Raw genomic sequence first — 25,980 nt, forward strand, 5'->3', positions numbered from 1 at the left:
TCTTACAGGAGCGGCGCGAGGTTGCCGCGCGAGCCGAGCGCTACCTTGTCCAGCTCGAGCCAGTCGGCCATGTCGCGTAGAGCCTCGGTGAGGGCCTGTGCGGTGGCGGGGGTGTCGTGGCCGGGCTCGGCGAACGCGGCGGGTACGGAGAGCCGGCCCGCCGCGCGTTCTGCGCGCAAATCCACCCGGCCGACCAGTTCGCCGTCTAGCAGGAACGGGAAGACGTAATAGCCGTGTACCCGTTTGGGTTCCGGGGTGTAGATCTCGATGCGGTAGTGGAAGTCGAAAAGGCGTTCGGTGCGGGCGCGGAAGAAGATCAGCGGATCGAACGGGCACAGCAGGGCCGCGCCCTCGACCCGGCGCGGGATCGGGGCGCCCTCGCGTAGGTAGGCGGGTTTGTCCCAGCCTTCGACCTGCACCTCGATCAGGTCGCCCGAGTCGACCAGGTCGGCGATGGCCGGCTCGGTCTGCCTGCGGTGCAGCCGGTAATAGTCGCGCAGGTCGGTCTCGGTGCCGACGCCGTGCGCGGTGGCCGCGCGCAGCACCAGTTCGCGCACCGCGTCCTCCTCGGAGACGGTGCGCGCCAAGACTTCCGGCGGAATCACGCGCTCGGCGAGATCGTAGTGGCGGGCGAAGCCGACGCGCTTGTCGACCGACAGCGCGCCCGCGGCGAACAGTTGCTCGCAGATCATTTTGGTGTCGCTGAGGTTCCACCAAGAACCCTTGGGGCGCGGCTTGTCCAGCTCGAGATGCCGCTCCACCTCGCCCGCGGTGCACGCGCCGACCTCGGTGATCACGTCCAAGATGTCCCTGCCCAGCGTGGGATTGCGCTGCACCACCTTGCGCATGCCCGACCACCGGCCGTGCTCGAATTGCGCCATCCGCCAGCGCATCAGCGGCCAGTCCTCGACCGGGATGAGCGCGGCCTCGTGCGCCCAGTACTCCACCAGCCGCCGCGGCCGCCGCGCGTTGTGGCTCCAGGCCGCCGAATCGAGCAGCGTCCGATCGTAGGCGCCGATCCGGCTGAACACCGGCGCGTAGTGCGCCCGCACCACCGCCGATACCGAATCCAGTTGCAGCAGTTGGGTTTTCTCGACCACCCCGAGCACCGACCGACGCGTGGCCCGCGCCGGTTTGCGCGCCGTGAACCCCTGCGCCGCCAGCGCGATCCGCCGCGCCATCGCCACACTAATCTTCCGCATATCCGAACAATGCCACGCGGGTCCGACAAACTTCCGGGGCGTGCGGCCGGTCGGCGATCGACCGAGTCGGGCTCAGGTCGAGACCTTGATGCTGCCCGCCGCGTCGATCTCGGTGCGACGGTCTTGCTCCGGCGCGTTGGCCAGGACGGTGGCGAGGATGCGCCGGCCCATCGGCAGCACCCGGACGGTGACCGAGCCCGCGTTGGCGGCGTCCAATTCCTTTGTGGCGGCCTCGATCACCTGTTGCCGGACCCAGCGCGGCACCCCGGCGAAGCCGCCGTCGTCGAGCAGTACCACCTCGACGCCGCGGGAGCGGGCGCCGCGGGCGGCGCTGCTGAGTTCGTCGGTGACCAGTTGCGGGGCGCGCAGCCCGTCGCGCAGCTCGGCCTCCAGCAGCCGGCACTGCTCGCGCTCGGCGGCGGTGAGTTCGACGCCGTCGGCGATGCGCTCGAGGATGGGCCTGGCCACCTTGTCGAGGCGGGCCAGCTGACGATCGCGCTCGCCGTTCTCCGCGGCCATGGTGGCCTCGGCGGCGGCGCGCATCGTCGACTCCTCCCGCAGCAGCCGCAGCGAGCGCTGGGTCGGCCGCATGATCACCGCGAACAGCGAGACGCCCGCCACGGTGGAGATCGGCACGATAGATCCGGCGACCACTCCGCCGCGCAGCCCGTTCACCACGCCGACGGTCGCGATCACGACCGCGACGCCGCCGACCCCGAGCCACGCGGCGCCTAGCCGGCCGCGCAGCACGAGCACCGCCAGCACGTACGACGAGGCGAACGCGGTCCACACCTGCTTGGACCAGCCGTGCTCGGCGTCGAACGAGGTGAGCGCCGTGGCCAGCGGGCCGGAGGCGGCCACGAAGATCGTCGCGGGCAACGGCAGCGGATCGACCGGGATCACCAGCACCAGCACGCCGGCCGCGGCCAGCAGCACCAGCGCGGCGACCGCGGCGATCAACGGCGAGTCGCCGAAGTTGCGCACCATGTACAGCACGATGGTCGCCTGCAGGATCAGCAGGAACAGCCCGGCCGCCGGATCCCGCAGGCCCAGTAGATCGCGGAGCCCGAACTCGGTATCGGCGTCAGCCATCGCTGCCCCACACCAGCGTCACCGTGGTGCCCTCGCCCGGCTGCGACTCCACGAAGCCCGCGCCGCCCGCCAGCTGCCGCATCCGGCCGAGAATGCTCACCGAGATGCCGAGGCGGTCGGCAGGCACCTGACCCATGTCGAAACCCGCTCCGTCATCACGGAATACGACCCGGATGCCGCCCGCGCTGATGGTCACCGTCACGGTCCGCTGCACCTCGCGACCCGGCACGGTGGCGTGGCGCAGGCTGTTGCGCACCGCCTCGGTGAGCGCGGCGGCGATGGTGCCCGCGGCGTCCACCGGCAACCGGAGATCGTCGAAGCCGGACCATCGCCGCGCGATGAAGCGGATGCCGGGGTTGACCTCGTGCACGGCCGAGCGCAGGAAGCCGGAGGCGGACTGCGCGTCCAGCCGGTTCGGCTCCACGTCGCCGACACGGCATTCGTCGAGCTGTTCGAGCGTCCGCTCGGCCTGCCTGCGCAGCACCGGCGAGTCGGTGCCCGCGCGGGACGCGTCGAGCAGGGTGGAGAGCACCGCGTCGTGGATCAGCGCGGCGAAGCGCGCGCGTTCACGATCGCGGGCCGCCGCGCCGGCCACCGCCGCCGCGCGCCTGCTCTCGATCGCGGACTCCCGGTCCACCCGGTCCGCGGCCGCCTTGGCGTAGATGGCGCACCACAGGAACAGCGCGCACAGTCCGGCCGCGCGCACGAAGTCGCCTGCCCACACCACGGGCGTGGAGTCCGCGACCACCACCGCGTTGGCGAACGCCGAGAGTGCCGCGCCCGCAACGAGATAGACGACGGCGAACAGTGGTCGCCACGCCAGCACGGCCGCGAGCACGCCGAGCGCGAGCACGCGATACAGCCACACCGACGACGCCTCGGGCGCCGGATTCGGGTACGCGAAGGGGATCACGGCCATCGCCGCGAGGAAACTCACCGCCGCCGCGCCGGACACCAACTGGATCAGCTGCCTGCTCGACGCGATCGAGACCACGGCGAGCACCGGGAACAATCCGAAGGCCAGCGTCACCGTGAGGATCGTCCAGCCGGCCGTGACGAACCGGCTCTGCTCGGCGATCTCCGGCAGCTCCACCACCGCGACGATGACCCCGGCGATCCCGATCGCCAGCCCGAAACGCCGCAGAATCCGATCGGACGCGCCCTCGTACCCGCTGCGTCTGGACACCGATGCGGCTCCCCGGCGCCATCGGCTCGGCGCCATGCGATCGAGCGACACGGGGGTAGTCGGGGTGTCCAGCATGCTGGACGCGATCATCCGCGTGGATGCCGCTCGGGCACCGGAAGCCATCCGTCCTCCACTGCCCGCTTGTACAGGTCGGTCTTGGTCGGCGCCGGGCGTCCCGCGTCGGCGTACTTCTGGCGGATGCGGCCGAGGTAGTCGTTGACCGTCTGTTCGGACAGGCCGGTCAATCGCGCCACCCGGGACGCCTTCTCGCCGGACGCGTACAGCGTGAGCACCTCTTCCTGGCGCGGGCTGAGGCCCACGTCGGACAGCTGCGGGTCGCCATCGATGGCGGCCGCCCAGTCGGTGGTCACCACCTGCTCGCCGGAGGCCGCGCGGCGCACGGCCGCGACGACGGTCTGCACGTCCTCGGACTTGCGCACCACCCCGAGCACACCGGCCCGCGCGGCGGACCGCACGAGGAACGCGTTGTCCGCGCCGGTGAAGATCAGGACTTCGATGCCGCGGTCCCGCAGGGCGCGCACGTTGTCCTCGGGCGTCGACCCATCGGCCAAGCGCAGATCGAGCACGACCAGATCCAGTTGCGGCAGATCCTGAGTGGCGGCCAATAACTCCGGCACCGTGCCCGCGGTCGCCACCAGGTCGAGATCGGGTTCCGGCGCGAGCATGGCGGCCAGTCCGATCGCTACCGATTCGTGGTCTTCGACCACTCCGATCCGGCGCGGTGCGTTATTGCCCCCTTCGGCCAACGTCACCTGAAATCTCCATTCCCGAGCAAACTCGTCACATCCCCGCCGCGACAACGTTCTGTCAGTATGCCGGGCCGAAGCACCGAATGGTCAGACACTAGAAATCGGGGCCGCCTCTTATTCGCGTACGGTATGGACTGTCACTGCCAGCTATTTCGGGGACAAAAACTGTCAGTCGCTCATCAGTTGCGCGGCAATGGTCGCCCCGAGTTCCCAGCACTTGTGGATGTCGTCCTTCGTCGGCGGACCCGACACGATGACGGGTGCGGCCGCCGGTTGCCAGCCGAGCCCCGTGGTGACCCGTTCCACACCACGTTCAGCGCCTTCGGTGCCCTCGTTGCCGTGCAGATAGAAACCGAATGGCCGGCCCGTGGTGGAATCCAGGCACGGATAATAGAACGTGTCGAAGGCGTGTTTGAGCGCGCCCGACATGTAGCCGAGGTTGGCAGGGCTGCCGAGCAGATATCCGTCGGCTGCCAACACGTCCGACGCCGTCACCGCGAGCGCCGCCCGCCGCACCACCTCCACCCCGACGATCTCCGGGTCCGTCGCGCCGGAGAGCACCGCCTCGAACATGGCCTGCATGTGCGGGGAGGGGGTGTGGTGGATGATCAGCAGTCGCGTCACGTCTCGAGCCTAGTGGTCGCCGAGGCGCGGCGGCCTACCGCGCTTGCTCGCGCTCGAGTCTCTCCAGTTCGACGGCGCGGCGCATGGTTTCGCGGGCGCGGGTTCGGTCGCCGGCGTAGTCGTAGGCGCGGGCCAGGCGGTAGGAGACGCGCCAGTTGTCGGGGTCTGCCTCCCATTCGGCTTTGACCTGGGCGAACAGTTCGTCGGCGGCGGCGCGTTCGATGCGGCCGGAGGGGCGGCGGGGTAGGTGGGAGGTGTCGAGTTCGCGGCCCTCCTCGTGCATGCGGCGGGCCAGGCGCTGGTGGGCGAGGGCGGCGCGGAGGGTGGCCACGACGACCCAGACGCCGACGAGCGGCAGGATCAGCACGCCGACGCCGATGAGGATGGGGGCGACGCCGCCATTGCCGATGAGGCTGAACGAGATTCGGCCGAGCAGCAGGAAGTAGAAGGCGAGCACGAGCACCAGCACCGCGACGAAAGCGACGACCTTGACGACGTCGCGGTTCTGCTTGCCCTCGTCCGCCTCGGCGTTCACGCGCGCACCCGCTGACGCTCGTTCACAGGTCGAGGAACGGGTCGAGCCCGACGGTGAGGCCGGGGCGGTTCGCGATTTCCCGCACGCCGAGCAGCACGCCGGGGGCGAAGGAGGAGCGGTCGATGGAGTCGTGCCGGATGGTGAGGGTCTCGCCCTGCGTGCCGAACAGCACCTCCTGGTGCGCGACCAGGCCGGCCAGGCGCACCGAGTGCACCCGGACACCGTCGACGTCGGCGCCGCGGGCGCCGTCCAGTTCGGTGCTGGTCGCGTCGGGGCTGCGGCCGACGCCCGCCTGTTCGCGGGCGGCGGCGATCAACCCGGCGGTGCGGTACGCGGTGCCGGAGGGCGCATCGGCCTTGTTCGGGTGGTGCAGCTCGATGACCTCGACCGATTCGAAGAATCGGGCGGCCTGCTCGGCGAATCGCATGGACAGCACGGCGCCGATGGCGAAGTTCGGCGCGATCAGCACGCCGGTCTCCGGGCGGTCGGCCAGCCAGCCGCGCACCTCGTCGAGGCGGGCGGCGTCGAAGCCGGTGGTGCCGACGACGGCGTGAATGCCGTTCTGCACCAGGAACTTCAGGTTGCCCATCACCACGTCCGGGTGGGTGAAGTCCACGACGACCTGCGTGTTCGCCTCGGTGAACGCGTCGAGCGAATCGTCCTTGTCGACGGCGGCGACCAGTTCCAGGTCGGCCGCCGACTCCACCGCCGCGCAGATCGCCTGGCCGACTTTGCCGCGCGCTCCGAGCACTCCGACCCGTATGGTCACCCGCTCCTCCTCATTCCGCTGTCGTCGGTGTCAGCCTATCGACCGTGTCGGGGCGACGGTCCGCTGACCTCCGTGATTCACATTGCTACATGCGCATGTTTGCTTATTAGGACTACCTCACCTACCGTCGCGGGGGTGACTTCGATTCGAGAACGGGCAGCGATCTTCCTGGAGCAGCACGACCGCAAGGAACTCGCTGTGGGACAGCATGATTGGCGGTACTACGCGGGCGGCGCGGGCGATCCGGTGCTATTGCTGTCCGGCGGGGCGGGGATCGGTATCGGCTGGCTCGATCTGGCGCCGGCGCTGGCGTCGCGGTTCCGCACGATCGCGCCCGACTATCCGCCGAGTGTCGGTTCCTGTGCGGAACTGGTCGACGGTCTGGTCGCGATATTGGACGCGGAGGGGATCGAGCAGGCGCACGTGGTCGGCCAGTCGGCGGGGGGCATGTTCGCGGAACTCCTTTCACGTCGGGCGCCGGACCGGGTCCGGTCGCTGATCTTGTCGAGCACGGGGTTGTACGGGCCGGAGGATGTCGACCGGCTGCGGATGCGGGTCGAGACCACCCTGGCGACGCCGTGGCCGGAGACGCAGGAGGCGATCCGCACGGCGTTGCGCAGCACCTGGCAGGACTCCGACGACGCGGAGTTCTGGATCGAGCAGGTCCTCTCCGCCACCGACTCCGGCGGCAGCGAGGGTTCGGCCAATTCGTATCGTCTGCTGCTCGAACTCGCCGAGGGTGTCGATGAACTCATGCGCGGCCCGGCCTGGGACGGACCGACGCTGATCTTCCGCGCCGACGACGATCCGCTCATCACCGGCGCGCACACCGGCCGCCTGCGCGATCTGCACCCCGGTTGCGATTTCCGCACCTTCCCTTCGGGCGGCCATTCGCTGTTGATCAGCCGAACCGCCGACTACGTCGAGCTGGTCACCGAAACCCTCTCCCGCACATAGTCATTCGCCCCACGGACACAGCACCTGCACGCCTGTACCGTGAAAGTCCTTGTCGTTGCGCGTGACAAGGGTGAGTCCGTGGGCTTCGGCCGTCGCCGCGATGAGCGCGTCCACCGCGTCTATCCCGTGTCCGGCGCGGTCGGCTCGGGCGCGGACCCGGCCCCAGGCCTGGGCGACGCCGAAGTCCACGGGCAGTAGTCGGTCGTCGAATCGGTCGGCGACCTGGTCGGACAGCCAAGTGGTCAGCCGGGTCCTGCGTCGTTCGTCGGACATTCGGTCGACGCCTCGGCGGATCTCCCCGATCGTGATGACGCTCAGGAACATTCGCTCCTCGTCGGCCGCGTGCAGCCAGGCGATGAGGCCCGGGTCCGGTCGCGGTTTGATCCACTCCGCGACGGCGTCGGTGTCCAGCAGGTAGCCGGTGGATTCGAGCTCGAGGGCCATCACAGGGTCACATCGCGGTGGTGCGAGTCCGTTCGCTCCCGTTCCACGACCAGACCGGAGTCGCGTAGCGGCGAGTCGGCGAAGAACTCGGCCAGGCTGCCCTGCCGCGCGTTCCGGCGACGCCATTCATCGATGGCCACGACTACGGCGACCTCGCGCCCGTGCTTGCTGATCACCTGCGGTCCCTCCCGTTCCACCGTCTCGATCAACTCGGACAACCTGGCCTTCGCGTCGGCTAGAGGCCATGCGACATCGGGTCGCTCCGACCGCTTTCGTGCCATTGGCTCACCCGTTTCGACCACTTTGACTACTCTGGTCAATTCAGGCTACCTAGTGGGCGGCCTCGGCGCCAGACATATTCGCGACCATCTTTTCCAGCACACGCATGGTCTCGGCGAACTGCTCGTCGGTGATGCCCTCGGTCATCTGCCGGCGGCGCGCACCGATGCGAACCCACGCCTTGTCGTGCACGTCCCGGCCCCGCTCGGTCAGCGAGAGCGTGCCCGCGTCCTCGAGGACGAGACCTCCGGCGACGACCGCCGCCAGCTCGGTGTCCCACTCCGCGGAGTCGGCCAGGAACGCGTCGATCGCGGCGTACAGCTCGCTCGATCGCTGCGGACCGTCCGAGAGCGAGTGCAGGATCTGCCACTGCCTGCGGCCGAGCCCGCCGGCGGCGAGATCCTCGTCGAAGCGTTCGGTGATGAGCCGGTCGAGCTCGACCAGCCAGTAGCCGATGCGACGTGGTACAGCCATGATTTCTCCAATACATGCGTTTCAACAACTACATGTACTATGGCATGCATCTTCTACGGATGGAAGACTAGGGACCGATGAGCGAGCACGACGAGATCACCCAGGCTGTCGAAGCGGCGATGATCCGAATCCGTCGCAGGCAGACCCGCGGCGCCTTGGCCGGTGACTCCCCGATCTCCCTACCCCTGCACCGCCTCCTGGACGCGGTCGCCGCCACCGAATCCCCCACCGTCACCACCCTCGCCCCCGCCCTGGGCATAGACCAGCCGCGAGCCAGTCGCCTTGTCGCCCAAGCGGTCTCGCACGGCCTACTGGAACGAGTAGCCGACCAACACGACGGCCGCCGCGCCGTCCTCCGCCTCACCCCCACCGCCCACCAGGCCCTGACGCAAGCTCGAACCGCCCGCCGCACCGCCATGGCAACCGCCATGTCCACCTGGACCTCCACCGAACGCACCCAATTCGCCCGTCTCCTAACCCGTTTCGTAGACGCCATGGACACCCCCGACCCCCACTGACATCTGACCAACGCATGCAGACTCGGTATCAGCGACGAATAGGCTCCTCGCGCCCCCGCCCCGATCCTGTGGGTGAGTCGCCCGGTACTGATCGTGTTGTCAGGGTTGTGCGGTAACCGTTCTCCAGAATCCGCAGTGGTGGTCGGTGTCGAACGCGCTTGCGGAGATGGGTCCGGTGGTGTCGGGCTTGAACGACATCAGATTCGGGTTGGTGCCGGTGTGGGCGGGCATCGCGGGCAGTCCTGCCGGGTCTGGAGTTCCGGTGAGCACGAATCGAGTCCAGTATCGGACCAACTCGTCGCTCAGGCGGCGCTGAGCGGGGGTCATCGTGGCGGGATCGCCGAGCGCGGGACTCATCTGCCACAGGTAGGACAGTTCGCTGGCGTGGTAGGCGCCCAGCGGGAACGTGCTCGGGGGCGCGGGCGGGGCGGGGTCGGCGAATTCGTAGCTGTAGGTGGGGGCGTGGGCGGCGAGTTGGGGGGCTTGGTAGCCGATGGCGCAGGTGGCTTGGTCGCTGAGGGCGCGGGTCGCGGCGATGACCGGCTGGGGATATCGGTCGAGGGGGTATTCGGCGGTGACCGCGGCGGTGTGGTTGTCGCGCAGGGGGAAGTCATGGGCCTGCGATATCTCGGTCAGTGCCTGCGGGTATCGGTCGGCGGTCAGGGTGGGTGCGCCGGGAGTGCCGTAGATCAGCCATGCGAACAGGGCGGATTCGTCGTGGTTGGTCCCGGTTATCACTGGGACGTGGGCCAGCGCACCGTCTTTGAGGCCTTGTTCGGGGCTGCGTGGCATGAAGGGAGTGCCGACGGTGCCGAGGAAGGGGATGCCGGTAATGCCGTTGGTCTGCTGGGCTTGCGCGGCGAGGATGGCCGAGACGGGCAGCCCACGCAGGCAGGTCGCGGTGGTGGCCGGATCTGCACAGCCGAGCCCGGTCGCGGTGGTGGCGGCGGCTGTTTCGGCGCCGTGTCGGGTCTGCCACGGCAGACAGGCTCCCGACTGCATGATCGCGGCGCGGAACAATCCGGCCGAGCCGGGTGCGGCCAGGTGGGTGCACACCGAATTCGAGCCCGAGGATTCTCCGGCGATGGTGACCTTGGCGGGGTCGCCGCCGAACGCGGCGATGTTGCGTTGCACCCATTTCAGGGCGAACTGCTGATCCTGGAAGCCGTAGTTGCCGACATCGCCATCGGTGTCTTCCAGGGATTTGTCGGCCAGGAACCCCAGCGTGCCCAGGCGGTAGTTGATCGTGACCACCACTATCGGGCCTTCGGTGCCGGTCAGGAATTTCTGCGGGCCGTAGTCGCTGCCGGCGCCGCTGATCAGGGAGCCGCCGTGGATCCACACCAGCACGGGCAGATCGGTGTGGGAACCGGCGGGGGTCCAGACGTTGAGGTTCAAACAGTCCTCGGTCATCGCCTGCGGTGCCGCCAGGCTTGCGCCCTGCGGGCACATCGCACCCGGTGTGGTGGCCTCGCGCACTCCATCCCAGCTCGCCGCGGCGGTAGGAGCGTGCCAGCGCAGCGCACCCACCGGCGCGGCGGCATACGGAATGCCCGCGTATTCGCGGTAGCCGGCCGGATCGACGCGCCCGCGCACGGCACCGGTGTCGAGACTGACCACGTCCGACCGGTCCGCAGGTGGATTCGGTGGGCTCGTGCACCCCGCCGCCAGGGTGGCACAGGCGAGGGTGAGCAGTAGCGGTGTCGACCATCGGCGAGCTAGCCCTGACACGAACGGCTCCTTATGGTTTCGGCACCTGTGATCGGCGGCCATGGACGATGGTGGATCGACACACGGGCGGTGCCAGGCCGGCGCGATTCAGTCGAACACGATCACCTGGCGTAGGGCGTGGCCGGCGGCTAGTTGGTCCATGGCCTGGTTGATTTGGTCCAGGCCTATGTGGGCGGAGACGAGGCGTTCTACGGGGAGGCGGCCTTCGCGCCACATGTGGACGTAGGTGGGGATGTCGCGGGAGGGGACGGCGGAGCCGAGGTAGCTGCCGATGATCGAGCGGCCTTGGGCGACTAGGGCGAGGGGGGAGATGGTGGCGCGGGCGTCGGGGGCGGGGAGGCCGACGGTTACCGTTGTTCCGCCGGGAGCTGTTGCGGCCACCGCTGTTTCGAAGGCGCGGATGTTGCCTGCGGCCTCCACCACTATCTCCGCCTGCACACCGGATTCGGCGACCTGCGCGGGGGTGTAGGCCGCAGTGGCTCCCAATTCCTTTGCCAGCGCGAGCTTTTCGGGCACGGTGTCGACGGCGATGACATCGTGGCCGTCGGCGGCCAGCGAGACGGCGACCAGCACGGCCGCCATGCCGACACCACCGAGGCCGACCACCATGATCCGGTCACCGGGCCCCGGCTTCGCCGAATTCAGCAGCGCGCCACCGCCGGTCAGCACGGCGCAGCCGAGCACGGCCGCGACCTCGGGCGGCACGTCGTCGTCGACGGGGACCACCGACCGGCGGTCCACCACCGCGTGCGTGGCGAAGGCGGACACCCCGAGATGGTGGTGCACCTCGGCGCCGTCGCGGCTCAAACGCCTTCCGCCGCCGAGCAATTCGCCCGCGTTGTTGGCGACGCTGCCGGGCACGCACGGTGTGCGCCCGTCGGTCGCGCAGCCCGCGCATTCGCCGCAGCGCGGCAGGAAGGTCATGACGACGCGCTGACCGACCGCGAGGTCGCTGCCGCCGGGGCCGATCGCCTCGATGCGCCCGGCCGCCTCGTGACCGAGCAGCATCGGCACCGGCCGCACCCGATTGCCGTCCACCACCGACAGGTCCGAATGACACAACCCGGCCGCCTCGATGCGGACCAGCAGCTCGCCGGCCGCCGGTTCGCCGAGCTCCAACTCACCGACGCTGATCGGCGCCGACTCGGCGAAGGGCACGGGCGCCGCGATCCGCTCCAGGACCGCCCCACGAATCTTCATTCCGCCGACGCTACCGTCCCCGCCGTCGCGGGCACAGGGGGACTAACGCACACGCTCGGCCACCGAGGTCGCGCGGTGCAGCAACCACTCCAGTGGCCCGCGCCGGAAGAACCGGGTCCAGCAGTAGGCGAACATCATGATGATCGCGCTGAGCCAGAGCAGCACCGGCAGCGTGCCCGCGGGCAGCACGTCGAAGCCGAGCACCGCGATGGCGACCACGTGGAAGACGTAGGCGGTCAACGACATGCTGCCGACCGCGATCAAGGGCGTGGCCGGCCGCACGAACCGCCGAGACCCCTCGCACGCGGCGAGGCAGGCGATGAGCACTGTGAGCGCGACACCGGTGTTCCCGACGATCGACAGCGTGGTTTCGCTGTGCGGCATCGCGCCCAGCTGACTCCGCCATCCCGCGGGGTCCTCGGCCAGATCGGACCACCACGGCGCGGCCATCACATCGGCCGGGTCCGGCCCGCCGGGAACGATCCGCAGGGCCAGCGCGGAGCCGCCGTAACCGAGCACCGCGAGACCGACGCCCGCGGCCGCCAGGCGAACGCGAATCACGGTGGCGGACAGGTCGAGTCGAGCGACCGCCATGCCCGCGACGACGAACGGCAGCCAGGTCAGCGCGGGATAGCCGCCGGTGAGCAGCAGCCCGGCGATCCCGTCCGCGCTCGCGAGCGGATCGCCGCGACCACTCGCCCACGCGATCGGATCGAATCGGTTGACCTTCTCGGTCCAGTCGAGGTCCCTGGTCACCGCGAACACGATCGGCGGCGACACCAGCGCGCCCACCGCGGCGAGCACGGCCAGCGTCGTCGCCCGCAGCCGAGCCAGCGGCAACGCCAGCAGGAAGTACAGCCCGTAGTAGGCCAGGATCACCTCGACCTTGGTCCCCGACGCGGTCAGCGCGGTCCCGATCACCAGCAGAATGCCCGCCCGAATCAGCACCTTCACCCGCGCCTGCCGCCCCGCCCGCCCCGTCTTCGGCACGCGCCGACCGGTGATCAGCAGAATCGAGAACCCCGCGAGAAACGCGAACAAGGCCGACGACCGCCCGTGCGTCACCTCCATGACGAACCCGAGGAACCCGCCCTCCCCCGGCTCGGGCCCAACATGCGCGGCATACATCCCCAGCACCGCAAGCCCCCGCGCCAAATCCACACCCACCAACCGAGTTCCGACCCGGACGGTTTCGCCAGCCGGGCTCGCATCACCCGAACTCGCGTCTTCGCCACCTTGCGCGTCTTCGCCACCTTGCGCGCCGTCGCCTGCCTGAAAGCCGGCGCCTGCTCGCCCCGAATTGTTCAGCTGCCCAGCCATATCGGGCCGCACCACCTCACTCGTCAACACCTCATCGCCTTGCGATGGGCAAGCCAACCCGCCGCTCCGCGTCACCAATCCATCTCGCATCATCTGCCGCCTTCGCGGTGCCGGTCCGCCGGACGTCGCCATTCGCTCCGTCCTCCCCGATCTCACGTCCGCACCGACCCGAGTCCCAGCCTCAGCAATGCCTGGCACTTCCGGTACCCGGCACACGTCCGAAAACCCACCGTCCTTCGGCGACCGCCATCCGCCGATCGGCTGGAATATCCCCGCCGGTCGACCGTCGCGCGGGCTCGGTGACCAGCCCGCGGTCCGGGCGGATCTAGGCTCACGGGCGGGGACCGTGAGGAGGTGTGGCGGGTGATTCGGGTGGTCGTCGTCGATGACGAGGCGCTGGTGCGATCGGGTTTCGAGCTGATATTGAACGCGGCGAGGGACATCGAGGTGGTCGCGACGGCGACGGGGGCGGGCGCGCTGGCGGCGATCGAGCAGACGCGGCCGGACGTCGTCCTGCTCGACATCCGGATGCCCGACGTCGACGGCCTGGCGGTGCTGCGACAGCTGCGCGCCCTGCCCGACCCGCCGGTGGTCGCCATGCTGACGACCTTCGACACCGACGACTACATCCTGTCCGCATTGCGTTCGGGCGCAGCGGGTTTCGTGCTCAAGGACACCGAACCGGAGCAGCTCGCACAGCTGACGCGCACCCTCGCCGCGGGCGGTGTCGTGCTGTCGCCGAAGGTCTCGGCGGCCCTGTTGCGCCACGCCGAGCCCGCCGCCACCTTCGACGCGGACGTCGAGCGCGTCGAACGGCTCACCGAGCGGGAACGCGCGGTGCTCGTGCTGATCGCGGGCGGCCTGTCGAACGCGGAGATCGGCCAGCGGATCCACCTGAGCGTCGGCACGGTCAAGGACCATGTCAGCGCCATTCTCACCAAACTGCGGGTGTCGAGCCGGGTGCAGGCGGCGTTGCTCGCGCAGCGGGCCGGGTTGCTGCCGTGAGCCGCCTGCGGCCGTGGCTGATCGATCTGGCGCTCGTCGCCGTGGCGATGGCCGACGTGCTCCTCGACGAGGAGTACACCTCCCGCGTCGAGTTCGCGGCCGCGTGCGTCGCGTGCGCCGCCGTGCTGCTGCGCCGCCGTTTTCCGCTCGTGACGTTCGCGCTGACGCTGCCCGCGAGCTGGATGCTCGCCAATCTCGCCGCCCCCGCGATCGCCCTGTACTCGCTGGCCGAACGCACGAGCAACCGCGCGGTGCTGTGGGGTTCCGTGCTCGCCACCGCGATCGTCGCGGCCACCCCCTGGCCGCCCGGGCACCCCATCGACCAGCGCGGCATCATCGTCACCTTCGCGTACTCGGCGGCCTGGGCGGGCGCACCGGTGCTGCTGGGCCAACTGGTTCGCACCCGGCGTGACCTGTCGGCCCGGCTGGTCGAGATCGAGCAGGCGCGCGACCACGAACGCCAACTGCACGCCCAAGCCGTGCTCGCCCGCGAACGCGCGCAGATCGGCCGCGAGATGCACGACGTCGTCGCGCACCAGGTGAGCCTGATCGCCGTGCGGGCGGGCGCGCTTCAGGTCGCGGCCACCGACCCCGAGGCGGCCGAGGCCGCGCGCACCATCCGCAGACTCAGCGTGGACACCCTGGAGGAGCTGCGCCACATGGTCACGCTGCTGCGCGCCGCGGGCGGCCAGGGCACCGAGCTGACACCCCAGCCGACGCTGGCCGATCTGCGAAAGTTGCTCGATTCCAGCGGCATCGAGGTCGAGTTGCACGGCGAACTGTCCGAGGAACTCGCGGCACCCGGGCAGCGCACGATATACCGCACGGTTCAGGAAGCCCTCACCAACGTCCGCAAACACGCGCCCGGCGCGACCGCCACCGTGCGGCTGTGGCACGACGGCGACGAACTCGGCGTCACCGTGACGAACACGGCGCCGACCCGGCCCGCCATGACGCTGCCCAGCTCCAGACACGGCCTGGTCGGTCTCGCCGAACGAGCCGAATTACTCGGCGGCTCCTTCGAATCCGGTCCCACCGCCGAGGGCGGCTACCGCGTGGCGCTGCGCCTGCCGCGCTGACCGAAAGATGGTGTGCGTCACGGGATACTGGCGAAACCCGAGAGATGTTTGCTAGCCTCGTCGACCGTGACGGTGCTCCTGTCGGCCGCCTTGTACCGAGCCCAGGGTCGGGACCGTCACGACACAAGGAGAAATCCCCTGTCAGTACAGTTCAATCACACCATTGTCGGCTGCCACGATAATCGTGTGACCGCAGAATTCTGGGCAGACATCCTCGGTTCGGAACTCGGAGCGGCCTGGGGGCCGTTCATCCCGCTTCCCCTGGACAACAAAGTAACCTTCGATTTCGCGAACGTGCCTCCGCACATCACCGAGATCCAGCCTCAGCACTACGCCTTCCTGATCTCCGAAGAGGAATTCGACGAGGCCTACGCCAAGATCCAGCGCTACAAACTGGAACACTGGGCCGACCCCCGCCAGCAGGGCGTCAACCAGATCAATCACAACGACGGCGGCCGCGGCGTCTATTTCCTGGATCCCAACGGCCACTTCATGGAATTGATCACCGTCCCCTACGGCGGCTGGCCGAGCTGAAAGATCGGGGCGGCGTCCATCGCCGCCCCTTTTCATTCGTCGTATTGCTCCGGCGGCCACGGATTCGGCTTGATATTGGCCGGCTTGCGCGTCGGGATGTCGTCCCAGTCGAAATGGGTGCCGACCCAGGCTCGCGGCCGGTCGAAATTCACCTCGCCCGCGTTGAATCGGGTATCGACGAAGGAGATGTCGCCGAAGAAGTCGCCGTCGGTGAAATCGACGAAACGTCCCGCGAACGTGGTGCGCGCGAACGTGGTCGTGCCGTGGAATTCGGCTCGGCTGAAATCCGTTTCACGGGTGCCGCGGTTGCGCATGCGCGCGGGCGCGCCGATGCGGGAGTCGTCGAACGCGACGGTGCCCGCCTCGAACTGCGCGCCCTCGAAGGTGATTCGCGGGCTGGAGACCTCCGCGCCGGTGAACGCTAGATGCTGGCCGTCCAGGGTCGCGCGCTCGAACGAGGTGAGCTCGGCGTGAAACTTGGTGTCCTGGAACGAGGTTCGCGGGCCAGCGGTCCGGATGCCGGCGAAACTCGTGCGCGGGCCGACGAAGGTCGCGTTCTCGAACGACACCGAGCCGTCGAACGCGGCGCCGTCGAAGGTGGTGCCGTCACCGGCGCGCCGGGCCTTCTCGGGCCGGGTCGAGCCGAAGCGCGCGTGGTCGAACAGCGCGGGGCCGTCCTCGAAGACGGCGTCGCGGAAGGTGACGTGCGGTCCGGCGAAGACCGCGTGCTCGAAGCAGGTACGGCCGATGAACAGCGCGCGGGCGAAGGAGATCCGGCGCCCGGTGAACACCGCGTGCCCGAAGTCGGCGCGTTCGATGACCGCGTTGGTGAAGGAGAACTCGCAGTCCGACCACGAGGTGTCGGCCGACGGCTGGAGGTGGTCGGCGATCACCTGCACGATCGTGCGGCGCACCTCCCGATCGTTCTGCCGGAACTGGTAGACGCGCTCGACCTTCAAGCCGGACTCGTCGACCGTCTCCGCCTGCGACACAAGGTGGTTCGCGCCGGCGACCGGATCGTAGGGCAGGCGCAGGTAGGCGCAGAGCACGTCGACGCACTGCTGGCGCCGGCTCGGCGAGCGGAACTCGTCGGCGATCCCGGTCATCGCGTAGACCCCGGCGATGCGCACCGCCACGTCGGCGTCGCCCAGCTGTCGCGAGGCGGCCCCGAACAACTCGGCGAAGCGCCCGCGCTCGAGGTCCCGTTGCCGCCGGTAGGCCACCACCAGCGCGACCGCGCCGCCGACGCCGGCGGCCACCGCCAGCGCGATCTTGGTCAGGTCCAGCTGGTTCGGCGTCTCGGCCTTCGCGCCGAGCGCCAGCCACAGCAGCCACCAGGTGAGCGCCGCGATGCCGAGGCCGCACACGACCGCCGCCAGGACCGCGAGCAGCAACGCCGCGCGGTGCAGTCGGTCGCCCAACCTCCCCCATCGCATTAGCGCATGGTATCCGGATTGCCGCCCGGCGACTACGGACATGATCGGCTATCGCTGTGCCCCAAACTCTTTCGATTGTCCTCTTGTCAGCACCGGCGTGTTGGCCGCGTCGCTGGGCCGCGGCGGGCGCGCGCTCGAGTACGCTGCGGACATGTCTGCTTCCGATGCGCTCGACCCGGCGGTCGAGGTCGAGGCCGTGCACGCGCTCCTGTCCACCTGGTTGGGGACCGACGCAGGCCCGGAGGTCCTGGAACGTTTCGCCGCGACGCAGCACGACACGTTCTCCATGGTGACCACCTCCGGCGCCAGGGTGAGCCGCTCAGAGCTGCTGTCGAGCCTGCGCCGCGCCCGCAACTCCCAGCCCGGCCTCGATATCGAGATCTCCGAGACGGAGGTGCTGCTCACCGAGGGCAACGTGACCGTGGTGCGTTTCATGGAGCGCCACCACGTCGGCGGCAAGCACGCCGACCGTTGGACGACCGCGGTGCTGACCACCAGCGGCAACCCACTGCGCTACAGCTGGCGCGTCCTGCACGAGACGGCGGTCGCCCCCGCCGACTCGTGATCACCGGGTAGCCGACCGCCCCCGGCCAATCGTTGTTTCCAAGCCGGAGAACGAGATTCGTGAGTACCGTCGCGACTATGGCTAAAGATGTGTTGGTACTGGGGGCGGGCGTGATCGGCTTGACCACCGCGGTCTGTTTGGCCGAGGAGGGTCACCGGGTGCGGGTGTGGGCGGAGCGCCCGCCCGCGCGCACGACGTCGGCGGTGGCGAGCGGGTTGTGGGGGCCCGGCACCACGCCGCGGGATTCGGCGTGGAGCAAGGTGACCTTCGGCGAGTTCTCCGCGCTCGCCGACGATCCGGCGTCCGGCCTGCATTTCGAACGCGGACTTCAGGTTTCCCGCGTCTGGTCCGAACCGCCGTGGTGGGTGCACGATTTCGTCGACGTGGAGATGTGCGCGCCCGACGAGTTGCCCGAGGGCATGCTGATCGGCTTCTGGTGCACGGCCCCGCTCATCGATCTCCCGCGCTACCTGCGCTATCTGACCGACCGCCTGGCCGCGCACGGCGTCGAGATCGAGGAGCGCACGGTGCGCGACCTGGCCGAGGCCACGGCCGCCGCGCCCGTCGTGGTGAACTGCACCGGCGTGGCGGCGGGCAAGCTCGCCGCCGACGAGGACGTGCGGCCGGTGCGCGGGCAGCACGTGATCGTCCGCAATCCCGGCCTCTCCGACTTCTACGTCGAGCTGGGCGGCGAGCACGAATGGGCGGGCTACTTCCCGCACGGCGACCGCCTCATCCTCGGCGGCGTCCGGCAGCACGGGCAGTGGAGCCTGGACCCCGACCCCGAGGTGGCCGAGCAGATCCTGCGTCGCTGCATCGCGGTCGAGCCGAAACTCGCCGACGCCGAGGTGGTCGGTCACGAGGTCGGGCTGCGTCCCGGCCGCACCGAGGCTCGGCTCGAGGAGGAGCGCATCGGCGAGTCCCGGGTCGTGCACAACTACGGCCACGACGGGCTCGGCGTCAGCCTCTCGTGGGGCAGCGCCCGCGAGGTCGCGGGGATGCTCGCCGACTGAGCGTGCCGGGTCATCCGGCACCGACGGTGTGATCGTCCTTCGAAACAGACTGCGGCTGAGCCATTTCCAGGTCGAGCAGCCGCTCGGCGCGGGGCACGACGAAGGTCCGGTTGACGAACAACCACAGGCCGACCAGCACGATCAGCGGGAGACCGGACACCAGGGACGACTCACCCGCCCGCTCCGGCGGGTAGCTGTAGATCACCACGACCCGCAGCACCGCGTCCGCCAGCAGCACCGCGCCCAGCGTCGCGGTGACGAACCGATAGACGGCCCGGAACCGCGCCGAGGCACGCCAGACCCGATCGAATCCCTCCGCTCGTAACGGATCGCCTTTCGCCGCAACGGGTTTGAGCGCGTCGCGCATGAACGGATGCTCCGTCCAGGTACTGGCGAGCACGACGAGACCGGCGACGCCGATGTAGAACGAGCTGCGCGCCAGCACGAAACGCGCGTCGCCGCTGATCGAGGTCAGCACGACACCGGCCACGACCTCGGCGAGTACCAGCACCGCGAATCGGTCGATCGAGCGGGTGGCCCTGTCCCGCAACTGATCCCCGATGACGATCAGCGCCGCGACGACCGCCCCCACCACCATGCTCGCCGTGTCTCCCAGCCCACTCAGGTAGCACCCGATGAGTGCCGCGGTCGGCATAACCGCCATGAGAGCGGCCAGCCGCCACCGGAAGACACTGGTGTGCAACCCACCGGCGACGGCCTTGGCGGCCAGCAGCGTCCCGCCGAGGGACAACCGGATCGCCGCGGGCAGTCCGGTCGGCGCGAGCAGCGCGAAGACCACCGTCGGAAGCAGCAGGTCGATGGCCGTGTTCGCGACCAGCACGGCCACCCATTTCCGCTTGTCGATCGTGCCGTGCATGTCGGCTCACCCCGTTCTCCGAATATTTCAGGTGCTAATTCTCTTAGCAACTAAGATAGCCAGAGGCTAAGGTATATTCGGGGCATGACGCAAGAGGTGCCCGCGGCGGACCCGACCCTGCTCGGTCGCGAGTTCGCGACGGCCATGGTGAATTTCCACACCGCGACGGGCAGGCTCCTCGGCCTCAGCGCCGTGGAGCGCAAGTGCATGGATACGCTGCGCACGCTCGGCCCGGTGCCGGCGGGCACCATCGCCGAGCACACCGGCCTGACCACCGGCGCGGTGACCGGTCTGGTGGACCGCTTGGAGAAGGCGGGTTACGCGAAGCGCACCCGTGATCCGAAGGACAGGCGCAGGGTCGTGGTGGAGTTGATCCCGAACGACCGGGTCGACGCGCTCTTGGCCGCGGTCTTCGTCCCGTTCGGCAGCGACATGGCCGAGCTGTCCGCGAAATACTCCCCCGCGGAGCTACGGGCGATCAATGACTGGATCCAGCGGACCACGGATATCCTCGTCGCCAATACGCAACGGATCTCTGCCCCCGATTTCGAGCACAAGCTCTGAAAGGCTTGGCTGCGTAAGGGAATTCGTCAACCGGCCCCTATCGCGGGCCGGGACTCGGAAGAGCGGATGACGGGATTTGAACCCGCGACCCTCACCTTGGCAAGGTGATGCGCTACCACTGCGCTACATCCGCATTCGCATCTGGAGTGTTCCGGATGCGAGTAGAAACTCTAGCCTATCGTCGGCGGAAAATGCCAATCGGCGATCAGGCGGCCGCGCGGGTGCGCCGCAGGCCGAGCCCGGCGGCGCTCAGGCAGGCCAGCGCGACGACCACGACGAACCACGGGAACACCGCGCTGAGGCTCCAGGTGGTGGCGGCCCAGCCGGCGAGGATCGTCGGCAACGCCATGGCGGTGTAGGCGAGCAGGTAGTACGCCGACATGGTCTCGCCCCGCTTGTGTTGCGGCACAACCTCGGACAGGTGGCGCAGCGATCCGCCGAAGCCGAGCCCGAAGGTGGCGCCGAGCAGCACGCCGGCGAGCAGCACGACGACCCAGTTGCCGGTGTGCAGCGCGGGCACGGTGAGCAGCAGCGCGATAGCCATGCCCGTGTCACCGCCGATGGCCGCGCGACGCGCCGGGATCTTCGTCGCGAACAGCTGCGAGGTCGCGCCGGCCAGCGCGGTGGACGCGACCACCGCGCCGCCGAAAACCAGGTTGTGGATGCCGGTTTCGGCCGCGGCGAGCGACGGGTACAGCGACAGCAGCACGCCGAGCACCGACCAGGCCGCCATCACACCGAGCGCGGAGAACCAGAAGTCGCCCCGAATCTCCGACGGCACAGCGGGTTTCGCGATCCGGATGCGTCCGGCGATGCGACCGGTGTGCGGCTCCTCCAGCGCGATGACGCCGATGCCGATGAGCAGGCACACGACGGTGATGACGACGTAGGGCGTGCGCAGCGGATGCGGCGCATACTGCGCGAGCAGCGCCGAGCCCAGAATCGCCACGGCCATACCGACATTGAACGCGACGCCGGTGAGCTGGCCCGAGCGCGCGCCGTGCTTGGGCCGCAGATCCAGCAGCGCCGCCGCACCGGCGACCACGGTCGCGCCGACCGCGAACCCGTGCAACGCGCGCGCGATCAACAGCATCACGACGTTGTCGGCGAGCAGGAACACCGCGAGCCCCGCGATCATCGTCACGAACGCGCCGAGCAGCACCGGCTTGCGCCCGACCACATCGGAGATCTTGCCCGACACCAGTACCGCGCCCAGCGCCGCGAACGCGTACACCGCGAACACGAAGGTCGTGGTGAGCGGGGAGAAGTGCCACTCGCGCTGGTACATGCCGTACAGCGGGGCGGGTACCCCGGAAACACCGAGCGCCACCCCGCCCGCGGCCAGCACCAGGCCGTAGGCCCAGCGTTGTGATGTCCGCTCGTCAGCGGCGGGCGTCGCAATCGTCGCTGCCATCGAAACTCCGATCAGGTAGGTTTGATAATGATCGAACCGCGTACGACAGTACCGCCCGTTTGACGATCATCAAACCCCCGAGTGAGGTAGATCATGACCGAAGCTAAGGAGGCGGACGCCCCGCCGGTGGCGTCGTTGTCCACGGTGCTCGGCGCGATCCAGGACCCCATCCGACTGGAGATGGTGCGCCGCCTGAGCAACGCCGGGACCGAGGTCCGCTGCAACGAGCTCTACGAGGTCATCAACAAGTCGACCGCGACCCACCACTTCAAGATCCTGCGCGAGGCGGGCGTCATCGAGCGGGTGATCGTGGACGGTCAGATCTGGCAGCGCCTGCGCGCGCGAGACCTCGAGGAAGCCCTACCCGGCGTGGTCTCGGCGGTCGTCGAGGCCGCCAATCGCGCGAGTGCCGGCAATCGAACGGTCGAGCGCTAGGACCGTCCTGGATCAGCCCTCGACCAAACGGCGTACCGCGGCGGGCAGTTCACGAGTCCGCTTGTACGGACCGGCCACCGACGCCGCGAACGGACGCGACAGCAGCGTGTTCGCGATGGCCGACACCTCCTCGGTGGTGACCGCGTCGATGCGAGCCAGCGTCTCCGACACACTGCGATGGTTGCCGTAGCTCAGTTCGCTGCGCCCGATGCGATTCATCCGCGAGGCGGAGTCCTCCAGCCCGAGCACCAGGCCGCCGCGCAGCGAGCCCTTGGCCCGGGCGCACTCGGCGTCGGTGATGCCGTTGGCCGCGACCTCTTCGAGCACTCCGCGCGCCAAAGTGGCCACCTTGCCGAGGTTTTCGGGCTGGCAGCCGATGTACACCGAGAACGCGCCGGTGTCGGCGAAGGTATCAACGCTGGAGTACACCGAGTACGCCAGCCCGCGTTCCTCCCGAATCCGTTGGAACAGCCGCGAACTCAACCCGCCGCCGACCACGGTGTTGAGCACCGACAGCGGCCAGCGCCGCTCCCCCTCGTGCCGCCCGAACGCGCGCACGCCGAACGCCAGGTGCGCCTGCTCGCTGTCGCGGTGGCTCCAGTGCAGCTCGGGATCGCCGGCGGGCCGGAACCGGCCCTCGCGGCGCTTGGCGGGCGTCGCCGCCGGATCGAGCCGATTCTCGAACGCGCGGTGCACCAGCTCCACCGTGTGATCGTGCTCGACATTGCCCGCGACCGCCACGACCATCCGGTCCGGCCGGTAGCGGCGCAGATGGAAGCCGCGCAGCTGCCCGGCGTGCATCGCCTCGATGGACTCGATGGAGCCGATCACCGGCCGCCCGATCGGATGGTCGCCGAAGAGGGCGGACAGGAACGCGTCGCCGACCAGGTCCTCCGGGTCGTCGTCGCGCATGGCGATCTCCTCGAGCACCACCTGCCGCTCCACGTCGACGTCCTCGGCCCGGCACAGGCCGTTGAGCACGACGTCGGAGACCATGTCCACGGCCAGCGGCAGATCCTCGTCGAGCACGTGCGCGTAGTAGCAGGTCTGCTCCTTCGCGGTGAACGCGTTCAACTCGCCGCCGACGGCGTCCATCGCCTGCGCGATGTCGAGCGCCGTGCGGGTCGGCGTCGCCTTGAACAGCAGGTGTTCCAGGAAGTGCGCCGCGCCGGCGACGGTGGGGCCCTCGTCGCGCGAGCCGACGCCCACCCAGACGCCGATCGAGGCCGAGCGCACGCCGGGCACATGCTCGGTCACCACGCGTAGTCCGCCGGGTAGGACGGTGCGCTGTACGCCGGGATCGATCATGTTGGCTCGCAGCTCCAGTGACGAACCCCCCTGCTCGCGCCGGAGCAGAGGGGTTGTCGTCTTCTTCGTCGTCACAAAGACAAGTACTACTCGGTTGCCGCCGCGCCCGCATCAACGGTCTCGGCATCGGCGGGCGAACCCGCCGCTTCGGCGTTGTCGTCCTCGACCGGGACCAGCGAGATCTTGCCTCGGTTGTCGATGTCGGCGATCTCGACGCGCAGCTTGTCGCCGACGTTCACCACGTCCTCGACCTTGGCGACGCGCTTGCCGTTGCCGAGCTTCGAGATGTGCACCAGACCGTCGCGGCCGGGCAGCAGCGAGACGAACGCGCCGAAGGCGGTGGTCTTGACGACCGTGCCGAGGAAGCGCTCGCCGACCTTCGGCAGCTGCGGGTTCGCGATGGCGTTGATCTGGTCGATCGCCGCCTGTGCCGCGGGGCCGTTGGTCGCGCCGACGTAGACCGTGCCGTCGTCCTCAATGGAGATGTTGGCGCCGGTCTCCTCGGTGATCTGGTTGATCACCTTGCCCTTGGGCCCGATCACCTCGCCGATCTTGTCGACCGGGATCTTGATCGCGGTGACGCGCGGCGCGTACTGGCTCATCTCGTCCGGGGTGTCGATGGCCTCGGCCATGACCTCCAGGATGGCGGTGCGCGCGTCGTGCGCCTGGCTCAGCGCGCCGGCCAGCACCTGCGAGGGGATGCCGTCGAGCTTGGTGTCGAGCTGCAGCGCGGTGACGAAGTCACGGGTGCCCGCGACCTTGAAGTCCATGTCGCCGAAGGCGTCCTCGGCGCCGAGGATGTCGGTCAGCGCGACATAGCGCACCTCGTCCTCGCCCTTGTCGTTCTTGATCGTGTCGGACACCAGGCCCATCGCGATGCCGGCGACCGGCGCCTTCAGCGGCACACCGGCGTTCAGCAGCGACAGGGTCGAGGCGCAGACCGAGCCCATCGAGGTGGAACCGTTGGAGGACAACGCCTCCGACACCTGACGGATGGCGTACGGGAACTCTTCCTGACTGGGCAGCACGGGCATCAGGGCCCGCTCGGCCAGCGCGCCGTGGCCGATCTCGCGGCGCTTGGGCGAGCCGACGCGGCCGGTCTCACCGGTCGAGTACGGCGGGAAGTTGTAGTGGTGCATGTAGCGCTTGCTGGTCTCCGGGCCGAGCGAGTCGACCTGCTGGGCCATCTTCACCATGTCGAGGGTGGTGACGCCGAGGATCTGCGTCTCGCCACGCTCGAACAGCGCCGAGCCGTGCGCGCGGGGCACGACGGCGACCTCGGCGGACAGCGCGCGGATGTCGGCGAGACCGCGGCCGTCGATGCGGAAGCCGTCGGTCAGGATGCGCTGGCGCACCAGCTTCTTGGTGACCGAGCGGAACGCGGCGCCCAGCTCCTTCTCGCGGCCGACGTAGTCGTCGCCCAGACGGGACAGGACCTCGAGCTTGATCTCGTCGATCTTCGCCTCGCGCTCCTGCTTGTCCGCGATCGAGAGCGCCTCGCCGAGCTCACGCTTGGCGGTGCCCTCCACGGCCTCGTAGACGTCGGCCTCGTAGGGCGGGAACAGCGGGAACTCGCCGGTCGGCTTGGCGGCCAGCTCGGCCAGGTCGGCCTGCGCGCGGCAGAGGCGGGCGATGAACGGCTTGGCGGCCTCGAGGCCCTCGGCCACGACGGTCTCCGTGGGCGCCTGCGCGCCGCCCTCGACCAGCTCGATGACCTTGTCGGTGGCCTCGGCCTCGACCATCATGATCGCGACGTCACCGGACTCGACCACGCGACCCGCGACGACCATGTCGAAGACCGCGCCCTCGAGCTGCTCGACGGTCGGGAACGCGACCCACTGACCCTCGATGAGGGCGACTCGCACGCCGCCGACCGGGCCGGAGAACGGCAGGCCCGCGATCTGGGTGGACGCGGACGCGGCGTTGATCGCGACGACGTCGTAGAGGTCGTTGGGGTCCAGGCTCATCACCGTGACGACGACCTGGATCTCGTTGCGCAGGCCGTCGACGAACGACGGGCGCAGCGGGCGGTCGATCAGGCGGCAGGTGAGGATCGCGTCGGTGGACGGGCGGCCCTCGCGACGGAAGAACGAGCCGGGGATGCGGCCCGCGGCGTACATGCGCTCCTCGACGTCGACCGTCAGCGGGAAGAAGTCGAACTGGTCTTTGGGGTGCTTGCCGGCGCTGGTGGCCGACAGCAGCATGGTCTCGTCGTCCAGGTAGGCCACGACCGAACCGGCGGCCTGACGGGCCAGCCTGCCGGTCTCGAAGCGGACGGTGCGGGTGCCGTAGCTGCCGTTGTCGATCAGGGCGACGGACTCGAACACACCGGGCTCGACCTCCACGGCCGAGGACTTGCGTTCAGTTGTTTCGGACATTCTCTTCTCTCAACCTCTCGTCTTCGCCGGATCGAGCGCCGTGTGGCGCGATCCGGCTCTTCGTCAGCCGTACCTGGTACGGACGCGCGGCAACCCTCCTGGCTGCGGCGCGCGCACCCGGCCGAATCCCCTTGGATCACAGCGACGCGGAGGCGGTCATCGATCGAAGCCCGCCGGCGGTCTATCCCCTGCCGGGAGGCCACTACCGAAGACCGACGCCACGCGGCGGGTGCTTACGGCTGTGCAATGTCGTCGTGTTTCCGGGCCCGCC

Annotated in this window: 27 protein-coding genes and 1 tRNA gene; 9 read left to right on the forward strand and 19 right to left on the reverse strand. The window is 69.3% G+C overall.

Annotation, left to right across the window (positions count from 1 at the left end; translation table 11 throughout):
• Window positions 1-2 precede the first annotated feature (2 nt).
• The 7 genes from ON39_RS21605 to dapB form a co-directional block, all read right to left on the reverse strand.
• The gene (locus ON39_RS21605) at window positions 3-1,202 is read right to left on the reverse strand and encodes a winged helix-turn-helix domain-containing protein (RefSeq protein ID WP_040737074.1); all 1,200 of its coding nucleotides are present in this window, start codon (window positions 1,200-1,202) and stop codon (window positions 3-5) included.
• 72 nt (window positions 1,203-1,274) lie between these two features.
• Entirely contained in the window at window positions 1,275-2,294 is a 1,020-nt protein-coding gene (locus tag ON39_RS21610) for a DUF8320 family protein (RefSeq protein WP_040737076.1), read from the reverse strand.
• Entirely contained in the window at window positions 2,287-3,480 is a 1,194-nt protein-coding gene (locus ON39_RS21615) for a sensor histidine kinase (protein ID WP_246002922.1), read from the reverse strand. Before ON39_RS21615 ends, ON39_RS21610 begins: the two co-directional genes overlap by 8 nt.
• A gap of 86 nt (window positions 3,481-3,566) precedes the next feature.
• A complete protein-coding gene (locus tag ON39_RS21620; protein ID WP_085998240.1) occupies window positions 3,567-4,253 on the reverse strand; it encodes a response regulator transcription factor in 687 nt (228 codons plus the stop codon).
• 165 nt (window positions 4,254-4,418) lie between these two features.
• The gene (locus ON39_RS21625) at window positions 4,419-4,874 is read right to left on the reverse strand and encodes a flavodoxin family protein (RefSeq protein ID WP_040737080.1); all 456 of its coding nucleotides are present in this window, start codon (window positions 4,872-4,874) and stop codon (window positions 4,419-4,421) included.
• A 34-nt stretch (window positions 4,875-4,908) separates the two neighbouring features.
• Window positions 4,909-5,409 (reverse strand): hypothetical protein, encoded by a 501-nt coding sequence (locus ON39_RS21630; RefSeq protein WP_040737082.1) that lies wholly within the window; start codon window positions 5,407-5,409, stop codon window positions 4,909-4,911.
• Between the two features lie 22 nt (window positions 5,410-5,431).
• The gene (dapB, locus tag ON39_RS21635) at window positions 5,432-6,178 is read right to left on the reverse strand and encodes a 4-hydroxy-tetrahydrodipicolinate reductase (protein ID WP_040737084.1); all 747 of its coding nucleotides are present in this window, start codon (window positions 6,176-6,178) and stop codon (window positions 5,432-5,434) included.
• A 135-nt stretch (window positions 6,179-6,313) separates the two neighbouring features.
• Here dapB and ON39_RS46035 point away from each other — a divergent pair, with 135 nt between their 5' ends.
• The gene (locus tag ON39_RS46035) at window positions 6,314-7,135 is read left to right on the forward strand and encodes an alpha/beta fold hydrolase (RefSeq protein ID WP_051186893.1); all 822 of its coding nucleotides are present in this window, start codon (window positions 6,314-6,316) and stop codon (window positions 7,133-7,135) included.
• Here ON39_RS46035 and ON39_RS21645 read toward each other — a convergent pair whose 3' ends face one another.
• Genes ON39_RS21645 through ON39_RS21655 form a run of 3 tightly spaced genes read right to left on the reverse strand, consistent with a single transcriptional unit; the run spans window position 7,136 to window position 8,332 of the window.
• On the reverse strand, window positions 7,136-7,579 hold the full coding sequence (locus ON39_RS21645) for a type II toxin-antitoxin system VapC family toxin (RefSeq protein ID WP_040737086.1): 444 nt from the start codon (window positions 7,577-7,579) through the stop codon (window positions 7,136-7,138).
• Window positions 7,579-7,860 (reverse strand): type II toxin-antitoxin system Phd/YefM family antitoxin, encoded by a 282-nt coding sequence (locus ON39_RS21650; protein WP_040737088.1) that lies wholly within the window; start codon window positions 7,858-7,860, stop codon window positions 7,579-7,581. The genes ON39_RS21645 and ON39_RS21650 overlap by 1 nt, the downstream gene beginning before the upstream one ends.
• A 49-nt stretch (window positions 7,861-7,909) precedes the next feature.
• Window positions 7,910-8,332 (reverse strand): MarR family winged helix-turn-helix transcriptional regulator, encoded by a 423-nt coding sequence (locus tag ON39_RS21655; RefSeq protein ID WP_040737089.1) that lies wholly within the window; start codon window positions 8,330-8,332, stop codon window positions 7,910-7,912.
• Between the two features lie 77 nt (window positions 8,333-8,409).
• Here ON39_RS21655 and ON39_RS51185 point away from each other — a divergent pair, with 77 nt between their 5' ends.
• Entirely contained in the window at window positions 8,410-8,850 is a 441-nt protein-coding gene (locus ON39_RS51185) for a MarR family winged helix-turn-helix transcriptional regulator (protein WP_085998241.1), read from the forward strand.
• Between the two features lie 99 nt (window positions 8,851-8,949).
• Here ON39_RS51185 and ON39_RS21665 read toward each other — a convergent pair whose 3' ends face one another.
• The 3 genes from ON39_RS21665 to ON39_RS21675 all read right to left on the reverse strand — a co-directional run bounded on the left by ON39_RS21665 (window position 8,950) and on the right by ON39_RS21675 (window position 12,948).
• Window positions 8,950-10,581 (reverse strand): carboxylesterase/lipase family protein, encoded by a 1,632-nt coding sequence (locus tag ON39_RS21665; protein ID WP_040737134.1) that lies wholly within the window; start codon window positions 10,579-10,581, stop codon window positions 8,950-8,952.
• A gap of 87 nt (window positions 10,582-10,668) precedes the next feature.
• Window positions 10,669-11,781, reverse strand: coding sequence for an alcohol dehydrogenase catalytic domain-containing protein (locus tag ON39_RS21670; protein ID WP_040737090.1), 1,113 nt, complete (start codon window positions 11,779-11,781; stop codon window positions 10,669-10,671).
• Window positions 11,782-11,823: 42 nt separating this feature from the next.
• Complete coding sequence (locus ON39_RS21675) at window positions 11,824-12,948, reverse strand: DUF418 domain-containing protein (RefSeq protein WP_246002923.1); 1,125 nt, start codon at window positions 12,946-12,948, stop codon at window positions 11,824-11,826.
• Between the two features lie 516 nt (window positions 12,949-13,464).
• Here ON39_RS21675 and ON39_RS21680 point away from each other — a divergent pair.
• From ON39_RS21680 to ON39_RS21690, 3 genes are all read left to right on the forward strand, one after another.
• Window positions 13,465-14,106 (forward strand): response regulator, encoded by a 642-nt coding sequence (locus tag ON39_RS21680; RefSeq protein ID WP_174412551.1) that lies wholly within the window; start codon window positions 13,465-13,467, stop codon window positions 14,104-14,106.
• Window positions 14,103-15,185, forward strand: a complete 1,083-nt coding sequence (locus ON39_RS21685; protein ID WP_040737093.1) for a sensor histidine kinase — start codon at window positions 14,103-14,105, stop codon at window positions 15,183-15,185. Before ON39_RS21680 ends, ON39_RS21685 begins: the two co-directional genes overlap by 4 nt.
• A 138-nt stretch (window positions 15,186-15,323) precedes the next feature.
• Window positions 15,324-15,719, forward strand: coding sequence for a VOC family protein (locus ON39_RS21690; RefSeq protein WP_040737136.1), 396 nt, complete (start codon window positions 15,324-15,326; stop codon window positions 15,717-15,719).
• A gap of 32 nt (window positions 15,720-15,751) precedes the next feature.
• Here the strand turns inward: ON39_RS21690 and ON39_RS21695 are convergent, their stop codons facing one another.
• Window positions 15,752-17,155, reverse strand: a complete 1,404-nt coding sequence (locus ON39_RS21695; protein ID WP_246002924.1) for a pentapeptide repeat-containing protein — start codon at window positions 17,153-17,155, stop codon at window positions 15,752-15,754.
• Between the two features lie 151 nt (window positions 17,156-17,306).
• On the opposite strand from ON39_RS21695, the gene ON39_RS21700 reads away from it, so the two are divergent.
• Window positions 17,307-17,720, forward strand: coding sequence for a DUF4440 domain-containing protein (locus tag ON39_RS21700; protein WP_040737138.1), 414 nt, complete (start codon window positions 17,307-17,309; stop codon window positions 17,718-17,720).
• A gap of 77 nt (window positions 17,721-17,797) precedes the next feature.
• Complete coding sequence (locus ON39_RS21705) at window positions 17,798-18,733, forward strand: FAD-dependent oxidoreductase (protein WP_040737095.1); 936 nt, start codon at window positions 17,798-17,800, stop codon at window positions 18,731-18,733.
• A 10-nt stretch (window positions 18,734-18,743) separates the two neighbouring features.
• Here ON39_RS21705 and ON39_RS21710 read toward each other — a convergent pair whose 3' ends face one another.
• Entirely contained in the window at window positions 18,744-19,610 is an 867-nt protein-coding gene (locus ON39_RS21710; RefSeq protein WP_040737096.1) for a VC0807 family protein, read from the reverse strand.
• 84 nt (window positions 19,611-19,694) lie between these two features.
• On the opposite strand from ON39_RS21710, the gene ON39_RS21715 reads away from it, so the two are divergent.
• Entirely contained in the window at window positions 19,695-20,174 is a 480-nt protein-coding gene (locus ON39_RS21715) for a MarR family winged helix-turn-helix transcriptional regulator (RefSeq protein ID WP_051186896.1), read from the forward strand.
• Between the two features lie 61 nt (window positions 20,175-20,235).
• Here ON39_RS21715 and ON39_RS21720 read toward each other — a convergent pair.
• Window positions 20,236-20,307, reverse strand: a tRNA-Gly gene (locus ON39_RS21720).
• Window positions 20,308-20,379: 72 nt separating this feature from the next.
• Window positions 20,380-21,588: an MFS transporter gene (locus ON39_RS21725; RefSeq protein ID WP_051186897.1), complete on the reverse strand. Its 1,209-nt coding sequence runs from the start codon at window positions 21,586-21,588 to the stop codon at window positions 20,380-20,382.
• 93 nt (window positions 21,589-21,681) lie between these two features.
• Between ON39_RS21725 and ON39_RS21730 the strand changes: the two genes are divergently transcribed.
• Entirely contained in the window at window positions 21,682-22,023 is a 342-nt protein-coding gene (locus ON39_RS21730) for an ArsR/SmtB family transcription factor (protein WP_040737097.1), read from the forward strand.
• 12 nt (window positions 22,024-22,035) lie between these two features.
• On the opposite strand, the gene ON39_RS21735 is transcribed toward ON39_RS21730, so the two are convergent.
• Complete coding sequence (locus tag ON39_RS21735; protein ID WP_051186898.1) at window positions 22,036-23,331, reverse strand: M16 family metallopeptidase; 1,296 nt, start codon at window positions 23,329-23,331, stop codon at window positions 22,036-22,038.
• An 86-nt stretch (window positions 23,332-23,417) separates the two neighbouring features.
• On the reverse strand, window positions 23,418-25,709 hold the full coding sequence (locus ON39_RS21740) for a polyribonucleotide nucleotidyltransferase (protein WP_040737098.1): 2,292 nt from the start codon (window positions 25,707-25,709) through the stop codon (window positions 23,418-23,420).
• Between the last annotated feature and the right edge of the window lie 271 nt (window positions 25,710-25,980).

Origin of the sequence: Nocardia tenerifensis NBRC 101015, assembly GCF_000308715.1 — a bacterium.
GTDB classification, from domain to species: Bacteria; Actinomycetota; Actinomycetes; order Mycobacteriales; family Mycobacteriaceae; genus Nocardia; species Nocardia tenerifensis.

Coding starts and splice junctions, on each gene's coding strand:
- ON39_RS21605 (WP_040737074.1), bottom strand. CDS start 1,202: ATGCGGAAGATTAGTGTGGCGATGGCGCGGCGGATCGCGCTGGCGGCG.
- ON39_RS21610 (WP_040737076.1), bottom strand. CDS start 2,294: ATGGCTGACGCCGATACCGAGTTCGGGCTCCGCGATCTACTGGGCCTG.
- ON39_RS21645 (WP_040737086.1), bottom strand. CDS start 7,579: ATGGCCCTCGAGCTCGAATCCACCGGCTACCTGCTGGACACCGACGCC.
- ON39_RS21650 (WP_040737088.1), bottom strand. CDS start 7,860: ATGGCACGAAAGCGGTCGGAGCGACCCGATGTCGCATGGCCTCTAGCC.
- ON39_RS21655 (WP_040737089.1), bottom strand. CDS start 8,332: ATGGCTGTACCACGTCGCATCGGCTACTGGCTGGTCGAGCTCGACCGG.
- ON39_RS51185 (WP_085998241.1), top strand. CDS start 8,410: ATGAGCGAGCACGACGAGATCACCCAGGCTGTCGAAGCGGCGATGATC.
- ON39_RS21670 (WP_040737090.1), bottom strand. CDS start 11,781: ATGAAGATTCGTGGGGCGGTCCTGGAGCGGATCGCGGCGCCCGTGCCC.
- ON39_RS21695 (WP_246002924.1), bottom strand. CDS start 17,155: ATGCGATGGGGGAGGTTGGGCGACCGACTGCACCGCGCGGCGTTGCTG.
- ON39_RS21700 (WP_040737138.1), top strand. CDS start 17,307: ATGTCTGCTTCCGATGCGCTCGACCCGGCGGTCGAGGTCGAGGCCGTG.
- ON39_RS21705 (WP_040737095.1), top strand. CDS start 17,798: ATGGCTAAAGATGTGTTGGTACTGGGGGCGGGCGTGATCGGCTTGACC.
- ON39_RS21710 (WP_040737096.1), bottom strand. CDS start 19,610: ATGCACGGCACGATCGACAAGCGGAAATGGGTGGCCGTGCTGGTCGCG.
- ON39_RS21715 (WP_051186896.1), top strand. CDS start 19,695: ATGACGCAAGAGGTGCCCGCGGCGGACCCGACCCTGCTCGGTCGCGAG.
- ON39_RS21725 (WP_051186897.1), bottom strand. CDS start 21,588: ATGGCAGCGACGATTGCGACGCCCGCCGCTGACGAGCGGACATCACAA.
- ON39_RS21730 (WP_040737097.1), top strand. CDS start 21,682: ATGACCGAAGCTAAGGAGGCGGACGCCCCGCCGGTGGCGTCGTTGTCC.
- ON39_RS21735 (WP_051186898.1), bottom strand. CDS start 23,331: ATGATCGATCCCGGCGTACAGCGCACCGTCCTACCCGGCGGACTACGC.
- ON39_RS21740 (WP_040737098.1), bottom strand. CDS start 25,709: ATGTCCGAAACAACTGAACGCAAGTCCTCGGCCGTGGAGGTCGAGCCC.